The 18726-nt window shown below is 58.8% G+C and carries 11 protein-coding genes and 1 pseudogene; 2 read left to right on the top strand and 10 right to left on the bottom strand.

Annotated features, from left to right (window positions below; translation table 11 throughout):
- Positions 1–8: 8 nt before the first annotated feature.
- A complete protein-coding gene (locus BLR44_RS14645; protein WP_089683171.1) occupies positions 9–3011 on the bottom strand; it encodes a SusC/RagA family TonB-linked outer membrane protein in 3003 nt (1000 codons plus the stop codon).
- 315 nt (positions 3012–3326) lie between these two features.
- On the opposite strand from BLR44_RS14645, the gene BLR44_RS14640 reads away from it, so the two are divergent.
- A complete protein-coding gene (locus BLR44_RS14640) occupies positions 3327–4511 on the top strand; it encodes an acyltransferase family protein (protein ID WP_245706071.1) in 1185 nt (394 codons plus the stop codon).
- A 12-nt stretch (positions 4512–4523) separates the two neighbouring features.
- On the opposite strand, the gene BLR44_RS14635 is transcribed toward BLR44_RS14640, so the two are convergent.
- The 4 genes from BLR44_RS14635 to BLR44_RS14620 all read right to left on the bottom strand — a co-directional run bounded on the left by BLR44_RS14635 (position 4524) and on the right by BLR44_RS14620 (position 7625).
- Positions 4524–5447, bottom strand: a complete 924-nt coding sequence (locus BLR44_RS14635) for a helix-turn-helix domain-containing protein (protein ID WP_089683560.1) — start codon at positions 5445–5447, stop codon at positions 4524–4526.
- Between the two features lie 62 nt (positions 5448–5509).
- A complete protein-coding gene (locus BLR44_RS14630) occupies positions 5510–6397 on the bottom strand; it encodes an SDR family NAD(P)-dependent oxidoreductase (protein WP_089683169.1) in 888 nt (295 codons plus the stop codon).
- Between the two features lie 113 nt (positions 6398–6510).
- Complete coding sequence (locus BLR44_RS14625; protein ID WP_089683167.1) at positions 6511–6972, bottom strand: YybH family protein; 462 nt, start codon at positions 6970–6972, stop codon at positions 6511–6513.
- 92 nt (positions 6973–7064) lie between these two features.
- Complete coding sequence (locus BLR44_RS14620) at positions 7065–7625, bottom strand: Crp/Fnr family transcriptional regulator (protein ID WP_089683165.1); 561 nt, start codon at positions 7623–7625, stop codon at positions 7065–7067.
- A gap of 296 nt (positions 7626–7921) precedes the next feature.
- On the opposite strand from BLR44_RS14620, the pseudogene BLR44_RS14615 reads away from it, so the two are divergent.
- Positions 7922–10663, top strand: a pseudogene (locus BLR44_RS14615) (ATP-binding protein); the annotation flags it as partial.
- Positions 10664–10779: 116 nt separating this feature from the next.
- Here BLR44_RS14615 and BLR44_RS14610 read toward each other — a convergent pair.
- From BLR44_RS14610 to BLR44_RS14590, 5 genes are all read right to left on the bottom strand, one after another.
- Positions 10780–11937, bottom strand: a complete 1158-nt coding sequence (locus tag BLR44_RS14610) for a glycoside hydrolase family 26 protein (protein WP_245706070.1) — start codon at positions 11935–11937, stop codon at positions 10780–10782.
- A gap of 20 nt (positions 11938–11957) precedes the next feature.
- Positions 11958–14519, bottom strand: coding sequence for a M14 family metallopeptidase (locus BLR44_RS14605; RefSeq protein WP_089683161.1), 2562 nt, complete (start codon positions 14517–14519; stop codon positions 11958–11960).
- Between the two features lie 109 nt (positions 14520–14628).
- Entirely contained in the window at positions 14629–15465 is an 837-nt protein-coding gene (locus tag BLR44_RS14600) for a universal stress protein (protein ID WP_089683159.1), read from the bottom strand.
- Positions 15466–15566: 101 nt separating this feature from the next.
- The gene (locus BLR44_RS14595) at positions 15567–16529 is read right to left on the bottom strand and encodes a DUF3667 domain-containing protein (RefSeq protein ID WP_089683157.1); all 963 of its coding nucleotides are present in this window, start codon (positions 16527–16529) and stop codon (positions 15567–15569) included.
- Positions 16530–16643: 114 nt separating this feature from the next.
- A complete protein-coding gene (locus tag BLR44_RS14590; protein WP_089683154.1) occupies positions 16644–18614 on the bottom strand; it encodes a TonB-dependent receptor plug domain-containing protein in 1971 nt (656 codons plus the stop codon).
- Positions 18615–18726 lie beyond the last annotated feature (112 nt).

Genomic DNA, 18726 nt, shown 5'->3' with positions numbered 1-18726 from the left:
GGGTCCGGTTAGAAGCTGAAGAGAAGATTGAACAGAAACTGCTGGTTGTTCGGATACTTGAAATCCGAGACGCCCGGCGTGGTGTAAACATTCGGCGTGATGGTCGTCTGCGGGTCCTGTCCGACAAAGTTCGTGAAGGTATAGACGTTGTCGGCCGTGAGCGACACCACCAGCGATTGCAGCTTCAGGCGCTCGACAAAAGCTTTGGGGATTTCGTACGACAGCGCCACGTTACGAATCGTGAAGTAGCTGCCGTCCATCAGGTAACGCGACGACGTTTCGGTCGAGTTGGCCGCGTTCTGCGGGCTGGGTTCGGTCGCCTGGTCGCCGGGTTGGGTCCAGATGCTGCGTCCTTCCGGCAGCACCATCTGGTTGTAGTAGGGCTCGTGGCCGTCGTTCAGCACGAAGCGCAGGTTGTTGCTGAACACCTTGTTGCCCGAGAGGAAATAGGTATTGACGCGCAGCGAAAGCCCTTTGTAACTAAACGTGTTGTTGAACCCACCCTGGAACTTCGGCAGGGCCGAGCCCACTTCCTGCGGCGTGGCTTTTGCGTAATCGGAGGTCGGCTGGCGACCCGTCACGTTGCCCGCTTCGTCGGTCAGCACTTCCTCCCACAACGGCGCGCCCGTTTGGGAATCGACGCCCAGCCACTTCGGAATGTAGAATTCGTAAAGGTTGCCGCCGTTGCGGTAAATCTGCGAAATGCCCCACGAACCGGTCCGGATGATGTCGCTCGGCAGCCCTTGCAGGCGGTTGCTGTTGACGTTGATGTTGAAGTCGGCATTCCACGCAAACGCGGGCGTCTGCACCGGCGTCACGGCCAGCCCCAGTTCCACGCCCTTGTTGATCACCTCGCCCACGTTGTCCCAGCGTTGCTCAAACCCGACCGAGAGCGGTTGCGAGACTTGCAGCAGCAGGTTGCGGGTCGCGTTGTGGTAGACGTCGGCCGTCAGGCTGACGCGTCGCGCCAAGCCCAGGTCGATCCCGGCGTTCCACTGGTACTTGCTTTCCCAGGTCAGGTTGGGGCTGGGCAACTGCAGCGGAATGGCGCCCACCATCGAATTGTACTGACTGGTCAGCGCGAACAAACCGAGGTACCGCGACGCGCCGATGTCCTGCGTGCCGGTTACGCCGTAGCTGAGGCGCAGCTTCAGGTTGTCGATCAGGTTGCTGTTTTGCAGAAACGCTTCCTTACTCATCAGCCACGCGGCCGATACCGCCGGGAATCCGGCCGACCGGTTGGTGGGCGGGAAGGCCGACGAACCGTCGATCCGGTACGAGCCGGTCAGGAAGTACTTTTCCTGATACATGTAGTTGACCTGCGAGATGAACGACTGCAAAATGTCTTTCTGGTAATTGCCGCTCACCACCTGGTTGCTCGAAATCACGTTCGGCGTTTGCAGCCCCTGGGGCAGGCCCCGGCCCGCCAGGCCCAGCGTTTCGTACCGCCCGCCCTGGAAGGCGACGCCCGCCAGCCCGTTCAGGTTATGATCCCCCAGCTGGAAATTGAATTTCAGGAGTTGGTTGGACACGCCGCCGTAGTTGAGCGAGACGTCTTCGGCCAGGTAGCCGGTGCCGTGGTATTGCCCCGCCACCAGCGGCGAGAAGAAGTTGTGGCCTTTGCTGAAACCAATCGCCGCCCGGTTGGTGCTGGCGAACGTCAGCCACGGGGTGATGTCGACGTTCAGGTTGAGGTCGTAGTTAACGTCCCCGCCCTTGTAGGTATGCGTCGAGTTGTTGATCGTGTGCAGCGGGTTCACCTTGTCGCGCGACCACCAGCGGAACGACGAGTTGCCGTCGACGTACACCGGGTGGCCCAGGCTGTCGTAAGGGTTGTCCCACGGCAGGTTCAGGTAGGCATAGTAGATGTCCATGTAGTCGTAGCTCTTGCCCAGGTTGGCGCTCACGTTCACGTTGTTGGTGAGGCTAATGGCGTCGGAAAAGTGGTAAGTCGAATTGCCGCGCAGGTTCAGGCGCTGGTAATCGGTGTTGAGGAACGTCCCTTTTTCGCGGTAGTACGACATCCCCACGTAGTAATCGTGCTTTTCGGTGTTGCCGGAGGCCGAGAAGTAGTAGTTCTGCACCGGAGCGGGCCCGAAGATGGTCCGCAGCCAGTCGAAATCCTGATCGCGGAGCGTGCGGGGGCGTTCGCTGTAAAATTTGAGAAGGTCGATTTTGTAGGAGTTGTCGGTGACGGCCGTGTTGTAATCGCGGTAAAATTCCTTCTGGTAGTTGTAGAGCTGGCTGCCGTTCATCATCTCCATCGTCCCGAAATAAGGCGTCCGCACGCCCACGGTGACTTTCCCGTCGAAGCGGGTTTTTCCAGCAGCGGCCCGTTTGGTCGTTACGATGATCACGCCCGCGTTGGCCTGCGAGCCGTACATGGCCGTGGCCGCGGCGTCTTTCAGCACCGTGATGCTCTCCACGTCGTTCGGGTCGTAGTTCCCGCCGATGATGCCGTCCACCACAAACAGCGGGCTTTGCGACGCATTGATCGACGAAACACCCCGCAGTCGAATTTCCGGAGCCGCCCCCGGTACGCCCGAACTGTTCACCACCTGCAACCCGGCCACTTTACCTTGCAACATGCTGCCGACGTTGTTGGTCGTCACGTCTTTCAGTTGCCGTGCCGAAACGGTCGTCACCGAACTGGTCAGTTCGCTCTCTTTTTTGTCGTCGTACCCGACGATGATCACCTCGTTGAGCGACGTCAGGGACGGGTCGAGCGCCACGTTGAGCGTGCTCTGGTTGCCGATGCGGACTTCCTGGCTCTCGTACCCGATAAAGCTGAAGACCAGCACGTCGTCTTCCGACGAGGCCGTCAGTTGGTAGTGGCCGTCCAGATCGGTGATGGTCCCGTTCGAGGTGCCTTTGATCAGCACGTTCACCCCGGGAATGCCCTGGTTGTTTTCCGAGTCGGTCACCTGCCCCGACACCACGGTCTGGGCGTGGGCGAAGGCCAGCGGCAGCATCCACAGGAAGAGAAGAGAATAACGTAAGCGGTTTTTCATAGAGCCAGGGAGTGGTTAAGGAATCGCGTAAAAAGAAACAGACACTTGGAAAAGCACGGCGCTCGCAGGCCGGAGGCTGACGAATCGGGAGGCAGCGTGGTGCCTCGGCGCTCTCGAAGGGTTGGAATCAAATATAGACGGGCGATAAACTACGAGTCAACGCGGCGGCAGCAGGGGAGGGGGTTCGCAAACTGCACAACCGATTGCACCGGATGCACAAACGGTTGTGCAAATTGTTGACCGTTCCCGAAGCGGCGGTTTGGTGGCTTTCCACGGGGATTTTTCCATATTTGGAATCCCGATCCTTGCCTGCCTATGTCTGTCTCCACACCCGCTTCTACCACCCTCGCGTCCGAAAAACCACCCGTCTACCGCGACAAGCCCAGCACCGCCTCGGGGCGTGTGGTGTCGATCGATTTTATGCGCGGGGTGATCATGTTTCTGCTGGCCGCCGAAAGCACGCTCCTCTACGAACGGCTGTACGATGTCACCGGTGAAACGGGCTTCTGGGCCGGGCTGGTCGAACAGTTTTTCCACGTGCCGTGGGAGGGACTTCACTTCTGGGATCTGGTACAGCCGTCGTTCATGCTGATCGCGGGCACGTCGCTCTACTTTTCCACGCAAAAGCGACTGGCCCGCGGCGAAAGCTTCGGGGACCTCTGGCGGCATACGCTCGTGCGTAGCTTAAAACTGCTGGCGTGCGGCGTGGGACTGCACTGCGTCTACGCGGGCGAACTGGTGTGGGAACTCTGGAACGTGCTCTCGCAACTGTCGGTCACGCTGATCGTCGCCTTTGCGCTGATTCGCCAGTCGGTGCGGATGCAACTGATCGTCTCGTTTGTGCTGATTCTACTGACCGATGTGCTCTACCGCTTCTTTCCGCTCGAAGGCTTCAACCAGCCGTTCGTGCCCGACCACAGCTTCGGCACGTGGATGGATTTGGTGCTGATGGGCAAGATCAACGACGGCCACTGGATCGCCATCAACTTCCTGCCCACGGCGGCGCACACGATCTGGGGCGTGGTGGCCGGGAAATGGCTGGCCTCCGACCGCGCTGCAAATGAAAAAATCAAACTCCTGTTGATCGCCGCGGCGGTCGGGCTGGTGCTGGGCTACGCGCTGGACTGGACCGGCGTTTCGCCGATCATCAAACGGATCTGCACCGCCGGGTTTGTCCTGGCGTCGGGCGGCTGGGTCTTCGCCCTCATGGCGTTCTGTTACGCGTTGATCGACGTACGGAAGGGGGAGGGCGCCTCGGAAACGAACTGGATTCGCTTCTTCATCATTGTGGGGATGAACCCCATCTTCATCTACCTCCTCTTCGAAACCCTCGGGCACCAGTGGCTCAACCAAACGGTGGGCATCTTCACGAACGGCCTGACCGGCTTCCTCGGCTTCCCGGAGCCGCTGCAATGGATCGTCACCTCCCTGGCGACGCTGATGGTCCTGTGGTACATCTGTTACTGGCTTTACCAGAAACGGATTTTTATCAAGTTGTAGCATACTACACACTCAATTGAACGACCTTCTGAATTCCAGGGGCGACAGGTCGGTCTTGGTTTTGAACAGGCGATTGAACGACTGGGAATACTCGAAGCCCAGCAGATAGGCGATTTCGCTAACCGACAGATTCGTCGTGGACAAGAGTTCTTTGGCTTTCTCGATCAGTTTGTCGTGGATGAGCTGCTGGGCATTGCGTCCGGTGAGGGAGCGCAGCATGTCGCTGAGGTAACTCGGAGAAAGGCTCACGTGGTCGGCCAGCGACTGCACGGTAGGAATTCCCTGCGTCAGGGGTTTTTCATGGTCCAGGTAGTCGTCCAGGTACGTTTCGAGCGTGCGCAGAATGTCGTGGTTGACCGCCTTGCGGGTGATGAACTGGCGGTGGTAGAACCGGTTTGCGAAGTTCAGCAACAGGGCGATCTGCGAGAGGATGACCCCCTGGCTGAAATCGTCGATGCGGCCGCGTAGCTCGGTTTCGACCATCCTGAAAAGGGCAAGGATCGTCTCTTTTTCTTCCTGCGAGAGGTGCAATGCCTCGTGGGTGGCATACGAAAAGAAACCGTACTGTTTAATGTCCTGAGCGATGGCGTGGCCGAGGAAAAAATCCGGATGGATCAGCAACGTGTACAACGAGCAGGTAGCCGTCTCCTCCGGGTTGTCGTCCCCACCGATGAGCTGATGGGGCGAGGCAAAAAGTAAGCCCCCTTCCGTAAAATCATAGTAGCCCTGCCCGTACCGCAGCCGGGTGCTTTGCTCAGGCTTGTACGAGATCTTGTAGAAGTTCAGGACATGCGCGCCGGACGGTGGGTGGAGATTGTCGTGCCCCGCGCCGTTGATCAGGCTGATGAGGGGGTGCTGCGGCTCCGGCAACCCGAACACACGGTGTGCATCGGCGATGGAGCCAAAGGTGTGGGGGCGTCTTTCTTCTTTCTTCATGGTGCAACGGTAAAACGCGCTAACCGACACCCGCAATGCGTATCGGTTGGCGCTGGAAACGGTTAATGTTGAACGGGCTCGCCCTGCGCGGCACGGGAGACCGCATCCCAGGCTTCCCATTCGTGCAGGCGCTCGGAATACGCCTCCCGGACGCCCGGCAGATTGTGACTCCCCAGGTGGAACCGAAGGGGCGGATTTTCCGCATCGACCACCGCGAACAACGCTTCCGGCGTCGCCTCCGGGTCGCCTCGCTCCATTGTGCCCAGTCGCTTGAAGAAATTCGCTTTAAAGTCGGCATAAAGTTCCTGCCCTTCCGCAAATTTCAGCGACTGCTGACTTCCAAACTCCGTGGCATAGGCACCGGGTTCAATGATCGTCACCTTAATGCCGAATTGGGCGACTTCGGCCGCGAGGCTTTCGTGGATCGCCTCAAACGCCCACTTGGAAGAACAGTAGTAACCGATGACCGGGAACGTGATGTGACCCAGGTTGCTCGACGTGCCCAGAATGTGCCCGTAGCCCTGCTTGCGCAGAAGTGGCAGCGCGGCTTTGATCACCGCCAGCGGCCCGAAAATATTGGTTTCGTAGAGGGCGCGTACGTCGTCGGCGCTGGCTTCTTCGATGGTGCTCACCAACGAGTAACCAGCATTGTTCAACACGATGTCCAGCCTGCCAAAGTGAGCGTAGGCTTGTTCCACGGCTGCGTTCACTTGTTCCGGCTGGGTGACGTCCAGGGGAAGCGTCAGCACCTGATCGCCGTACTTTTCATTGAAGTCGGCGATGCTCTCCAGCTTACGGGCGGTCGCCGCTACCTTGTCGCCACGCTTGAGCACCGCTTCGGTCCAGACCCGGCCAAACCCGCGCGAGGTACCGGTGATGAACCATACTTTATGCTCCTTAGCGGCTCCGGGCGTTGCGCCGGTGTCCGCAGGGTTCTGTTGCTGTGTCATGATATTTCGTTTTGGTAACACAGCAAAGGTCCACCGGGGCAGATCGCCGGTTGTAACCAAAACGAGCGGAGTTGTAACCGAATCGACGGAGCAGATGGGGCGTGACGATTCGGCTACTCAAAAAAGCGCAGCTCCGTGGTGGGGACGCCTTTGGGCACCCCGGAGGTATCGGTGTTATGGACCAGCGTAATCTGCCAGTCTCCCTGTTCGCATCGGCAAATCACCTGCAGCACACCGGCCCGGGGCGGTAGGGGTTTGCCGTCGGGCGTAGTGCTCCCGTTCAGCACCCAGTGGGCTGAAATCAGCACGAGGTGGGGCGCAAGGGGCCGCATGTACAACTCATGCAGGCGCAGTACCGCCAGTTTGTTCACCACCGCGAAGGGAAACCGGTGCTGCGCCACAATCGCGTCTCGCCCGCGGGCAATCTGCCCCACGATGTCCACAAACTCCGCCTCCTCGGTAAAGAGCGTGCCGAACTGTGCCGGATCTTTGCGGTTCCAGAGGGTGACGAACTGGTCCATCAATGCGAGAAGCGCCTCCGTTTCCGGGTGGGGCAGGGTACTCAGGTGTTTCATGGTTGACTTTTGCGTGATGAAGCTACCGGCGTTGATAGCGAGGCAAAAGTAACGACCCCACGCGCGCTTAAAATTGCCAAATGGCAAGTTCGTCACCTGGGCTTGCGCAAGCGGCTGAGTGAAGACGGTGTAATGCCGAGGTAAGAGGAGAGGTATTTGAGGGGAACGCGCTGGATCAGTTTTGGGTGCTGCAGCGCTTTTTCGTAGCGTTTTTCGGCAGTTTCGGTTTGGAACGAGATGATGCTCTCCACCAGATGGGTAATGATTTGCTCCCAGAATTTGCGCACGAACGTTTCAAATACGGGAACTTCCCGGAACAGTTGCTCCATCTCTGCCCGGCTGAGCACAAGGAGGGCGGTGTCTTCCAGCGCCTGCACGCCGTAGACGGAAGGCCGTTGCGGCAGGAAGCTGCTCAGCTCGCAGAAAAATTCGTCCTCAAATGCAAACCACCCCGTTACTTCCCGGTCAGCCTGTTGCCAGAACACCCGCAGGCACCCCGTTTCAATGAACAGAAACTCCTGGCTGATCTGTCCGCCGCGGATCAGAAAACGACCTTTCTTGAGGACTTTGTGCCGGAAACGGGAGACGATTTTTTCCAGATCGTCCGGTTGGGGGTGGATGTAGCGGGCAAGACTGGTGGCTAGTCTTTGCATAAACGTAGGAGTAAACAGAGGTCAACGCGCGAAAAGTAATGAATACCCTAGAGGACCGGCAAAGCGCATGGGCTAAGGTGCAAGGACATAGTAAGGCCGTTGGGGGTGCCTGGTTCGGTTAATCGAAAGATAGTCTAGATATAAAGATGTGATTATTCGTTATAAAATATAAACTAAGAAGTTTTTGGGTGAATTCCTGGCGGTAAACCTTTACATTAGGAAGAAGACCCTTGTGGCTTAGGCGATGGAGTGGAGAGCTTTCGTCCAGAGGGTTGCAGAGAGGAGAACAGTACGTTATGAGAAATTCAGGAGAACCACAAACGCATGGTCCTCAGATAGATAACGCGGAGCGGTTTCGTATGCTGTACGAGATATCGGCCGTCAACTCCGGTGATTCTGAGGCGCAGTTGGACGCGATTGTGCAGATCGCCACCAACTTATTTCACATGGACATCGGCATCATCAGCCGGGTCGAAGGTCCTCAGTATACGGTGCTGAACAGCTACCACTTCGAAGGGGTACCGATGAAGGGAAAGACGTTCGACCGCCGCAATACCTACTGCGACATCACCCTGGCCAGCGACGATGTGCAGGCCATCGAGAAGATGGCCCAGTCGCCGTGGGCGTCCCATCCTTGTTACACTACGTTCCGGTTGGAGGCCTACATCGGCATTCCGCTGCACGTGAACGGCCAAGTGTTCGGAACGCTAAATTTTTCGAGCCCCCGCCCCCGCCAGCATCCGTTTACCGAAGAAGACCGCCGCACGATGCGGATCATGGGGTCGTGGATCAGCAACATCCTGGCCAATCAGGAGAACCTCCGGGCCATTCAGAAAAGCGAGGCGCAGTACCGCAACGTGGTCGAACATGGCCTGGCGCTGCTGGGCATTCACGACCTGGAAGGAACCTTGGTGCACGTCAACAAAACCATGCTGGATGAGCTGAATTATCAGTATTCGGAAATGGTTGGCCGAAACATCCGGGAGTTTATGATGCCCGTCTATCACCCGGAATTTGAGGCTTACCTAAAGCGGATCACCGCGCAGAAAACGGACCGGGGTGTGGTTTCCATCCTGACCAAAGCCGGACACGTGCGCTATTGGTCGTACAAAAATACGTTGAACGGCGACGAGGTCATCGGCTTTGCGCAGGACGTAACGGAGGCCATTCTGGCGCAAAAAGCGTTGAAAGAGAGCGAAGAAAACCTGAAAGAAGCCCAGGCCCTGGGGAAAATCGGGAGTTGGGAGCTGAACCTGGCTACGCAGCGGGTGCAATGGTCGGAAGAACTGTTTCGGATTTTTGAGCTCGATGTGCGCGACGGCCCTCAACCGATGGACGTCGTGCGCCAGTACATTCATCCGGCCGAGCGGGATCAGTTCGACGTGCTGCGCGCCGAGTTTCGGGAAGGTGGCAAGCCGTTTTCAACGGAATTCCGGCTCTTGATGCCCCGCGGCCACCTGAAACACGTACACCTGCGGGGCAGTGTGGTGCCGCCGCGCCAGCCCGGGGCCGGCAAACGACTGATCTGCACCGTGCAGGACGTTACTGAGCAAATCATCGTGCACAACGAACTGGTTCAGGCCAAAGACGTGGCCGAGGAGGCCGCCCGTCTCAAACAGGAATTTCTGGCCAACATGAGCCACGAGATTCGCACCCCGATGAACGCCATTCTGGGATTTTCGCGGCTGTTGTGCCGGGCAACGCTCGACCAGGAACTGGACGCGTACGCCCGTTCGATCTACGATTCGGCCGAAAACCTGCTGGTGGTGATCAACGACATCCTGGATTTCTCGAAGATCGAGGCCGGCAAACTTTCCATTGAAGAGGTCGACTTCGACCTGCGCAGTACGTTGGACATGTTGCACAAACTGTTTCAGGTCCGCGTCGAAGAAGGCTCTGTGCATCTGGGATTTTACACCGATACGGACCTGCCTCCGGCGCTGCGCAGTGACCCGGTTCGGATCAACCAGATCCTCAGCAACCTGATTGGCAACGCCATCAAGTTTACGGACAAAGGACGCGTGACGGTCACGACGTCGGTCCTGAACAAAGCCGACGATCATTACGACATCCAGTTCAGTGTAGAAGACACGGGCATCGGCATTCCCGAAGAGAAACAGCGGTCGATCTTCAACAGCTTTGAGCAGGCGCAGGGCGACGTTACGCGGCGGTTTGGTGGGACGGGGCTGGGCCTCACCATCGTGAAAAAACTGGTCGAGCTGATGGGCGGCGAAGTCTGGGTCGAGAGCGTAGTCGGCCAAGGCTCCGCCTTCATGGTGGTGCTGCCCATCAAACTCGGCGATGCGTCGCAGGTCAATACCGACTTTTCCGATCAGATCGACCTGTTGCCACTGGACCAGTTGCAGGGAAAGCGTATTCTGCTGGCAGAAGACAACCGGAACAACCAGCTTCTGGCGTGTAAATTTCTGTCGGAAGTGGGGTGCGAAATCGACGTGGCGAACAACGGAAGCGAAGCGGTCGAGTTGGCACAGCGGGGCACGTACGACCTGATTCTGATGGACATCCAGATGCCGGAAATGGATGGGATCGAAGCGACTCGGCAAATCAAAGCCCTGCCGTCGGCACACCGTTCCGTCCCGATTCTGGCCATGACGGCCCATGCCCTGAAGAACGAAGAGAACGAGTACATCCGGCAGGGCATGAACGGTTACATTTCCAAGCCTTTCAAGCCGCAGGTGTTGTACAGCAAGCTGTTGAGTGTGTTGAACGAAGAGGAGTATGTTGCGCCGCCTGCACCGGCCACTGCCGGGGCAGATTCGCCCGTGCCCGAACCTGTATTGCGCGAGGACATTGCCGACGAAGTAGACCTGAATGCGTTGCGCGAGTACGCCGACGGCGACGAGGATTTTCTCCAGGACCTGATGCAGGTATTTTTGGCGGACGTGCCCCAATACCTGGACGCCATTCAGACCGATCTGGACAACCGCGATTGGAAAAAACTCGACCGGTCGCTCCACAGCCTGAAAAGCAGCGTCGGATTTTTTGGCATGAAACGCGCCCACCGCATGATTGCGGACGTGGAGCTGCGCGGCCTCTCACACATGACGCTTGACGAAATCACCACAACCTGCGCTACCCTCGTTTCACTTTGCGAACAGGCAATGCTGTTTCTGCGTACCGAGGCCGTCCGGCGTTAGGGAGCGGACACGTGATACAGGTCGGGCAGGTCGGTTTCGAACCACGTGTACGGATCTTGGTAAAAGCGCTGGAAGTCGGGGACGCTCGGGTGCCCCGGAAACGGCGCGTAGTAGTGCGTGGGGCTGCGTACGTCGTTCCGCCAGACCAGCACGTAACACAACGCCAGCGAATCGGTCCGTAGCGTTTTCAGAAGGCGGTTGGTCCACCAGGTACTGTCGGGAATGGACTCCAGCCCGGTCTCGGTGAAGGCTGCCAGTTTACCCGCCCGTTTTGCGTAGTCGGAAACAATTTTGAGGCGCTGTGCGCCGGCTTCCAGATCGTAATGGCCGTCGCGGCCAAAATCATGGTAATCGTCCATCCCGACCAGATCGACCCACGCGTCGCCGGGGTAGCGATCCAGGTAGTCGGCTTCGGAATTGAACTGCACGTCGGGCGAGAAGGCGTATAGGAAGTTGTGGACGTCCAGGCTATCGCGCAAATACGACACGGTAAACTGCCACAGCGAAACAAAGTCTTCGCGTGAGGTGTGCGGCGCGCCCCACCAGAACCACCCGCCGTCGAATTCGTGGTACGGGCGAAAAATCATCGGCGCCAGGGTGCCGTCTTGACCGGTTACGTCGTGGGCCAATGCGCCGACCGTCTGCAAAATCGCCTTGTAGGCTTCGTGGTAGTCGCCACCGGGAATCAGCCGCTCCACGGTCCGTACCGAAAGCGAGTCGTTCCAGTAAAACCCCGTTTCTTCGACGATCGGGTTGTTGAAGTGCCACGCCACCGTCACCACGCCGCCTCGGTTGTAGGTATCCACGATCTGTTGCTGAAGCAAAGCCTTGTTCCGGGCGATTTCCTCCGGGGTGCGTCCCGATAAGCCGCTGAAGTCCACGCCGATTACGGCCGGGTGCGACCCTACGACCGACTTGACGTCGGAGCGGTCGGCCTCACCGTACCATCCGTGCCCGTATTCCGTCGCATGTTGGTGGCCGAACAGGATGTGTTCCTGCGAAAGCGCTTTCAGGTGCTGGAACAACGCCACGGTTTCGGGCGTGGCGTCTGGATCGACCAGGGCCGCGGGGGCACCCGTTGTGGTTCTGGCTTGTTCGTGCGAAGCGCAGGCGCCCAGCAAAAGGCAGGACGCGAGCATAAAACGATGCAGCATGGGGTGGGGAGATGAAGGCATTAATAACTGCGAAGGGTGGCTCCGAAAAAGAGCGCGTTCGCAAACAACTTGTTGGTACCGTACCAGAACGCCCGGAAATTGGGATTGTCGGCAAACGCGATGACGCGGCCCCGACCCTGTGGCGAAACGACCACGGCCGGTGTGTTGCGCAACTCGTTCAGGTTAGGAGCGGTTACGTAGCCGCTCAGCAAAGGCTGTGCGGTATACCGCAGCGGCAGGTGCGTCGCATTGGCGCTGGAGTTGAGAAACAACTCGCCTTGCTTGAACACCGCGAGCCGGTCGTTCCGATACCCGAAGGCCAGGGGGTGGGTCACGTCGACGTCGACCTGGAAAATGGCCCCGCTGATCTCCTGCGCACCGCGCCGGTCGGGCAGGTCCACGTAGCGGGTATAGCTGGTATCTTTCGGCGGAGTTTTGAAGCTGAAGTCGCCCAGTCCTACGCTTTGCACCCACCGCAAAGCGCCCTGCAACGCCACCAGCGTCCCTCCAGCGCGAACCCAGCGTTCCAGCGTTTCTTTGAAACCGTCGTTGAGGCGATAATTGCCGTCGGGCATGATCAACACCGTATAACGGTCGATGTTGCTGCCGCGCCAATCGTCGAGGTCGAGCAGCGTCAGCGGCATCTGATAGCGTTGGTCGAGCAGGTGCCAGATTTCCCCGGCATCATACGAACTGATGCCGCTGCCGATGAACATCCCGATTTTCGGTTGGGGGACCGGCGCGAGCGAACGGCTGCCCAGGTCGACACCGCTGGCCGCCAAACCGGTCGGAAGGGCGTAGACGTCCAGCGCGTCGTCGGTCGTCAGCTGTTCCATCAGGGCCGCAATGGAATCGGCAGGAACTTCTTGATTGAACGTGGGCACCAGGATGGTGCCGTACGAAAAGTCGATGGTCTCGTTCCCGATTTGTTGGGAAAACGGTTTCTGTGCTACCAGCGTCCGCACGCCGGCCTTTTGCAGGCGATATAGCGCGCGGGGAGCGTAATACCCGTCCCACGCAAACGCCCAGCCGACTGCCCCGTCGGTACGGCCGCGCACGCGCCCGACCGGGAAAGGCAGGCTGTCAATCCGCTCGCCGAGGCGCGGCAAACCCGCCTGGTAGGGCAGGTTGAACGCCAGCGGAAAGGTCCACGACGAGATGTCATAAAATAAGCTGTCGGTAAACTCCGTCTGTGTGCGGAAAATCGCCTCGATCAGGCGGCGTTGCCGTTGTGCCAGCGGCACCACGTAGGCTTCGTTGGCGGACACCGACTGGCCGTTGATCGTGACCGACTGGCCCGCCCGGTAGACGTCGATCTGGTGGCGGCGCAGCATTTCGATGAAGTGATAGGCGCGTGCCAGATCGCGCGTGCGGCTGAACACATAGCCTTGCGGCGCGGTAGTCCGCCCTCGGGTGGTGGGGGCGCTTTCCTGAAAAAAGCTGCGTTGGTAATCGAGAAGTTCCGGGCGCAGGGCTTGTAGGGCGCGCAGGGTAGAAAGGGCAGTGGTGACCTGGTTCCGAATGGTGAACGGAAAACGCAGCACGCCGTGGTCGCTCTCCTGCGCGTGTCCCCGCGACGAAGCCTGTTCGAACAAAATGCCGATGCTGCCCTGCACGTCGGGGTAAGTTGATCCCTTGCCGTAGTAGAAGTCGTCGTACCCCTCCTTGGTGAAGTACAGCGAGCCGATGCTGTCGAGGGCGGCCGCGTGGAACTGCCCGATTTTGCTCGTGAGTTCCTGGTTTTGCAGCGGCGTCAGCGGATTGACCCGGGTCGAAACGCCCGGCTGAAAAAAGAACGTACTGTTGGTGCCCATTTCGTGGTGGTCGGTCAGCACATTCGGTTGCCACCGCTGAAACAGCCGCACCCGTCCTTGCGATTCGGGGTGTTGGGCGGGAAGCCAGTCGCGGTTCAGGTCAAACCAGTAATGGTTGGTGCGGCCACGCGGAAACGGCTCGTTGAACTCCCGCGCGTTGGGATCGGCTACTTCCGTGATGCTTTTGTGCGCGTTGACCCAGGTCGAAAAGCGCTGCAGCCCGTCCGGGTTGAAGCTGGGGTCGAGCAGAATCACGGTGTTGCGCAGAATTTGCTCCACTTCCGGGCCTTCGGCAGCGGCGAGGTAATAGGCCACCAGCGTAGCGGCATTGGCACCGCTCGGCTCGTTGCCGTGGATGCTGTACCCGTTGTAGAGTACCGTCGGCATCTGGGCGGTATTGAAGGAAGCGGCCTGGGCCGGATCGTTCAGCGCCACGTGCTGGCGGCGGATTTCTTCGAGCCGCTGGTGGTTGTCCGGATGGGTGATGATCAGTACCTGCAACGGCCGGTCTTCGTACGTGCGGCCGTATTCCTCGATCTTGATGCGGTCGGGAGCGGCGGCGGCCAGCGTGCGCAGGTACCACACCTGCTGGTCGTGCGACAGATGCCAGGTCCCGATCTGGAACCCCAAAACTTGTTCCGGCGTCGGAATGGCGGGGCGGTAGCGGGTGGCAGCGGGGAGGTAGTAGTCGAGGGTGGGTGGAGTTTGAGCGAATGCGTAGAACGAAAAAAGTAGGCTGAAGCACGCAAAAAGGCAACGTTGTTTCATGCTCGCTAAATACACCATTTTGCAGGAAGGTGCAACTGACGGCACACTTCCGCCCGGAATGGCCCGCGAAGAAGAGAGAAACGCTGAAAGGCTGTGTTGAGGGGCTGCGCTATTCGCGCAGCCGGTAGGTCCAGAGCGCTACGCGCGTGTGGTTCAGTACGTTTTCGGTGATGCTGCCGCCGGCAATCAGGCGCGTGATGCCCGTACGGCCGTAGGTGGGCATGGCGACAAGCTGCGCCCCGATGTCGGAAACAAAGTGGTGAATGCCCTCTTCTTCGGTAGCATCGCTGTAAAGTGTAAACTGGGCGTTCAGGTTATGCTGAGCCCTGAAGGCCTCCATCTTCTTGAGGGCCGCGCGGCTGGTGATCCAGTCGGTAGGCGTGTTGATGTACAGCAGGTGCACTTCGGCCTCCAGCAGGCTCATAAACTTCAGGAAATGGGAGACGGCTTCGGCCTGTTCGGGAGCGAAGTCGGTGACGTAAACCACTTTTTTGATGGCGGCCAGGCTCAGGTTGCCTTTCACGACCAGCACGGGGCAGGGCGCAAACCGAACCACGCGCTCTGCGTTGGAGCCGATCAGCAGTTCGTCGAGGCCGCTACTGCCCTTCGATCCCATCACAATCAGGTCGACCCGTTGTTCCGACGCCCGCTGGTCGATGGCCCGGAACGGACTTCCCTGCCGTACCAGGTACCGAATCGGGACATCTGCATACGCTCGGGCGGTTTTCTCCAGTTGTTCGCGGGCGGAAGCTTCCAGGTAATCGAGGAAGGTATTGCCCGTGGCCCCCACTACTTTTTCGGGGAGATCGTAGGGGGCCGTGCTGGTGGTTTCCAAAACGTGCAGAAGCTCTACTTCCGCGCCGGTTTGTTGTGCAAGCTGCGCGGCCAGGTGGAGGGCGTGGTGTGCTACATCGGTAAAGTCGGTAGGGACCAGGATCTTTTTCATGGGGTGAGGAAGCGGAGGATGGATGACGAGGCCAAAATAGTAAAATCGCGGGGAGAAATGCGATGGTCTCGCTTACGCTAAACCATGACGTTCGTCATTTTCTAGAAAATCAACAGACTCATGAAGCCCGACACGGCGAAGGAGACAAGCAGAGTCAGGCCATACACCATCAGCAACAGGAAAAACTTCGCCACTGTGCGGCCCCACCCTTGCTGGTACGCCTGTTTGAGAGCCAGCAGCAGATAGACCAGAATGAGAAGGCCGATCAGCGCATTGATCAACTCGCCGATGGCCGGAATCAGTTCAACACCCGCCTGCACAATCATCAGTAGAAAGACGAGGGAGTGGAAATAGATGGCAAAAATCAGGTGCTCGAAGTAGTAGCGTGACGAACGCCGGTACAGCAGCCAGAGCCAGAACGCAAAAATGGGCATCAGGAAAAACATGGCGACGGAGATGATCTGAAAAAACTGGTCCACAAACGAGTGCTGTTCGGCATGCAGCAGGCGTACGGCCCGGCGCACCATCAGCCGATTCAGAAACGTGGGTTCCGCCGACTTGGCGCTCAGGAGCGAGTCGAGCTGTTCATTGGAATACCCGGCGATCTGGGCCAGTTCGGACTGTAGAAAAACGGCATCGTTCCCGCGCAGGGGCAATTCGACGGAGTCCAGGTCCTGCATCGTGGTGATGCCGATCGAGTCGCCATCGCTCTGAAACCGGATGGGCGTCCGGCGGGGACGGTCGTCGGTGCTCAGCAATGCCGTCAGCAGGAAAAACAACGCACTGACAAAGAGGTACAACCGGACGGGCGGCACGTACCGCACGCGCTTGCCTTCGTTGAACGCGCGGATCATATGACCGGGCCGTCCCAGCAGGTCGCGAAACGTGCGGGCGGCTTTGGCGTCTACGTTGAAGGCACTACCCAGGTATTCGCCGATCAGGTCGCGAAACGAAACACGGAGTTCGCGGTTTTGCTGGCCGCAGGTAGGGCAGTAGTTGGGCCGGTCGGGCAGGGGCGTCGCGCAGTTGGGACATACCTCGTACGTCGGAGGGGCGAGGGGCATGAGAGCAAGTTTTCCTGAAAGATAAGGTGCGGAGGGCAGATCTGTAAAATGCACAAAGGGCGCTGAGGGAGATTTCCCGAGCAGCGCCCTTTGCAGCTAGAGGGTCGAAGCAGATTACTCGCGCTCCAGGTTGATCTTCCAGTTCAGGCCCAAACGCAGCCAGCGGCCGGGCATTTGCACCCAGCCCGACTCCACATAGTGGGTATCGGTCAGGTTCGTCATTTCGGCAAACAGCCGCACCTGGCGGTGCGTCCACATCACGCGCGAGTCGAGCACCCAATAGGCAGGACGGTTCACACGCTCTACCCAACGGGCGCGGAAATGGTGCGTCAGGTTACGGTAAATCTGGTGGTCCAGCTTAAAGATAAACTGGTGCCGCAACTGGTCCAGCACGTAGCGCGATACGTACAGGCTGGTGTCGATCTGCTTGCTCAGGTCTGACTGAAGGTAGTTGTAACTCACCGAAAACCGGTCCAGTACCGGCAGATTCAGCGCTTTTCCGTCGAGCGAGGCCGAGAGTTCAAGGCCCTGCGTGCTGACGCCCAGGAAGTTGACCGGGACAAACAGCGTATCGTTCGGGTCAAACAGGTCGGGATTTTCCTGGTAGCGGGCAGGCTTCAGTTGAACGCGTTCGATAAAGTCGGTCGCGTTGCGCCGGAAAACATTCGCTTCGGCCGTTAAGCCCAGCGTACTGTTCAGGTACCGGAGGCCCCCTTCGTAGCTAAAGGCTTTTTCAGGAAGCAGATTCGGGTTGCTGCCGCTGGTGCGATCCACGTAATACAGGTCGGTGTAGGTCGGAATGCGGTAGGCCGTTCCGGCATTGGCGTAGAGCCGCAGGTGGGGAGTCAGGAGCAGGCCCGCATCCAGCCCCGGAAAGGCATTCCAGCCCCAGTCGGAATAGCCATTGACGTACACACCGGGTGTAACGTCCAGCCGCCCGAAGAAACGAAACAGGTGTTCGGCATAAATGCCCAGTTGGTAGCGGTCGTGTTCGCCCAGTGCCCAGCCCGAATTGTTGTGGCTGACGATGGACTCGCGGCGTGTTTCCACCCCGAAGCCCGTGGTGCCGAACCTGTTGACATAGCGGCTGTTGATTTCCGCACCCAGCACGTGGGTGAGGTGGTGGTTGCGGTAAAACTGCGGCTCGTTGCGGCGCAGGCGAAACTCGTCCTGGTTGTAGCGCCAGTAGACCCGCGGCCGGACGAACCAGTTGCCGCGCTCGTAGGTATAATCGACGCTGGCCAGTCCGGTTTTGATGGCTTCCCACTGGTCGGGGAAGCTGGGCGAGTAGTAGCCGTTGGCCCCGAGTTTCCGATCTGAGAAGCCGCCCAGCACGTTCCACTTGCCGCCGGTGGCGTCCAGTTCGGCCTGGTAAAATACGTTGGAGTTGCGGTAGTCGGAGTTGGGCTGGTAGCCGCCGGAGGCATCCTGTGATACCGAAATGTATTGTTTATACGGCCCAGTGGGAAGAGATAGCGACACCGAGCCGCCGTACGAAAAAGGGCCAAATAAAAGAATTAGCGCAGATTTGTCATAGACTTTAATAAGGTTGGTATATGGACCAAAGCCACCTGCGTACCCACTGACGTAGAGCGCTTTCTCGTCCGGCACCCGGGTAATGATGTTGACAGCTCCGGTAAAGGCATTCTGCCCAAACAGCCGCGCGCCCGGTCCTTTCAGCACCTGGATCTGCGCCACGTTGTCGAGGTTGAGGGGCAGGCTGAGCAGGTGGTGGCCCGTTTGCGGGTCGGACACCTTGACGCCGTTGATCAGCACCAGCGTCTGGTCGAAGGTCCCCCCGCGGATGCTCAGGTCGGCCTGCGCCCCGAGCGGGCCCCGTTGCCGGATGTCGACGCCGGGCGTGTAGCTCAGAATCTCCGGAATGCTCTGGGCCGGCGTCTGTTGTAGCTCCTGCGCCGAGATGATCGAAATGTTGCGAGACGTCTCCCGGAAGGGGAGCTGAAGGCGGTTTTCCAGGACGGTCACTTCCGGCAGCGTGACGGTCGTGTCGTTGGCTTGCTGGGCCAGTAGCGACGTAGGGAATAAAGCTGCGAGTGAAAGAAGAAACGGGTAAGCGTTGCGCATAAAGTTTTGGTAAGCGAGGCGCAAAACTAGGAAAGAAGCCTATGGAGAGAAATCTCCGGCAGAAATATACACTTGAGCGAGGCCAGGAAGCACCGCAGGGATGCCCCGAAAG

The organism is Catalinimonas alkaloidigena (genome assembly GCF_900100765.1).
In the GTDB taxonomy this organism is placed as follows: domain Bacteria; phylum Bacteroidota; class Bacteroidia; order Cytophagales; family Flexibacteraceae; genus Mooreia; species Mooreia alkaloidigena.
Note: the sequence above shows the minus strand (reverse complement) of the source record. Positions and strands in the feature narration are given on the sequence as shown.

Excerpts from the sequence above, each read along its gene's own strand:
- BLR44_RS14645 (WP_089683171.1), bottom strand. The coding sequence starts at position 3,011 with ATGAAAAACCGCTTACGTTATTCTCTTCTCTTCCTGTGGATGCTGCCG.
- BLR44_RS14640 (WP_245706071.1), top strand. The coding sequence starts at position 3,327 with ATGTCTGTCTCCACACCCGCTTCTACCACCCTCGCGTCCGAAAAACCA.
- BLR44_RS14635 (WP_089683560.1), bottom strand. The coding sequence starts at position 5,447 with ATGAAGAAAGAAGAAAGACGCCCCCACACCTTTGGCTCCATCGCCGAT.
- BLR44_RS14630 (WP_089683169.1), bottom strand. The coding sequence starts at position 6,397 with ATGACACAGCAACAGAACCCTGCGGACACCGGCGCAACGCCCGGAGCC.
- BLR44_RS14625 (WP_089683167.1), bottom strand. The coding sequence starts at position 6,972 with ATGAAACACCTGAGTACCCTGCCCCACCCGGAAACGGAGGCGCTTCTC.
- BLR44_RS14620 (WP_089683165.1), bottom strand. The coding sequence starts at position 7,625 with ATGCAAAGACTAGCCACCAGTCTTGCCCGCTACATCCACCCCCAACCG.
- BLR44_RS14610 (WP_245706070.1), bottom strand. The coding sequence starts at position 11,937 with ATGCTGCATCGTTTTATGCTCGCGTCCTGCCTTTTGCTGGGCGCCTGC.
- BLR44_RS14605 (WP_089683161.1), bottom strand. The coding sequence starts at position 14,519 with ATGAAACAACGTTGCCTTTTTGCGTGCTTCAGCCTACTTTTTTCGTTC.
- BLR44_RS14600 (WP_089683159.1), bottom strand. The coding sequence starts at position 15,465 with ATGAAAAAGATCCTGGTCCCTACCGACTTTACCGATGTAGCACACCAC.
- BLR44_RS14595 (WP_089683157.1), bottom strand. The coding sequence starts at position 16,529 with ATGCCCCTCGCCCCTCCGACGTACGAGGTATGTCCCAACTGCGCGACG.
- BLR44_RS14590 (WP_089683154.1), bottom strand. The coding sequence starts at position 18,614 with ATGCGCAACGCTTACCCGTTTCTTCTTTCACTCGCAGCTTTATTCCCT.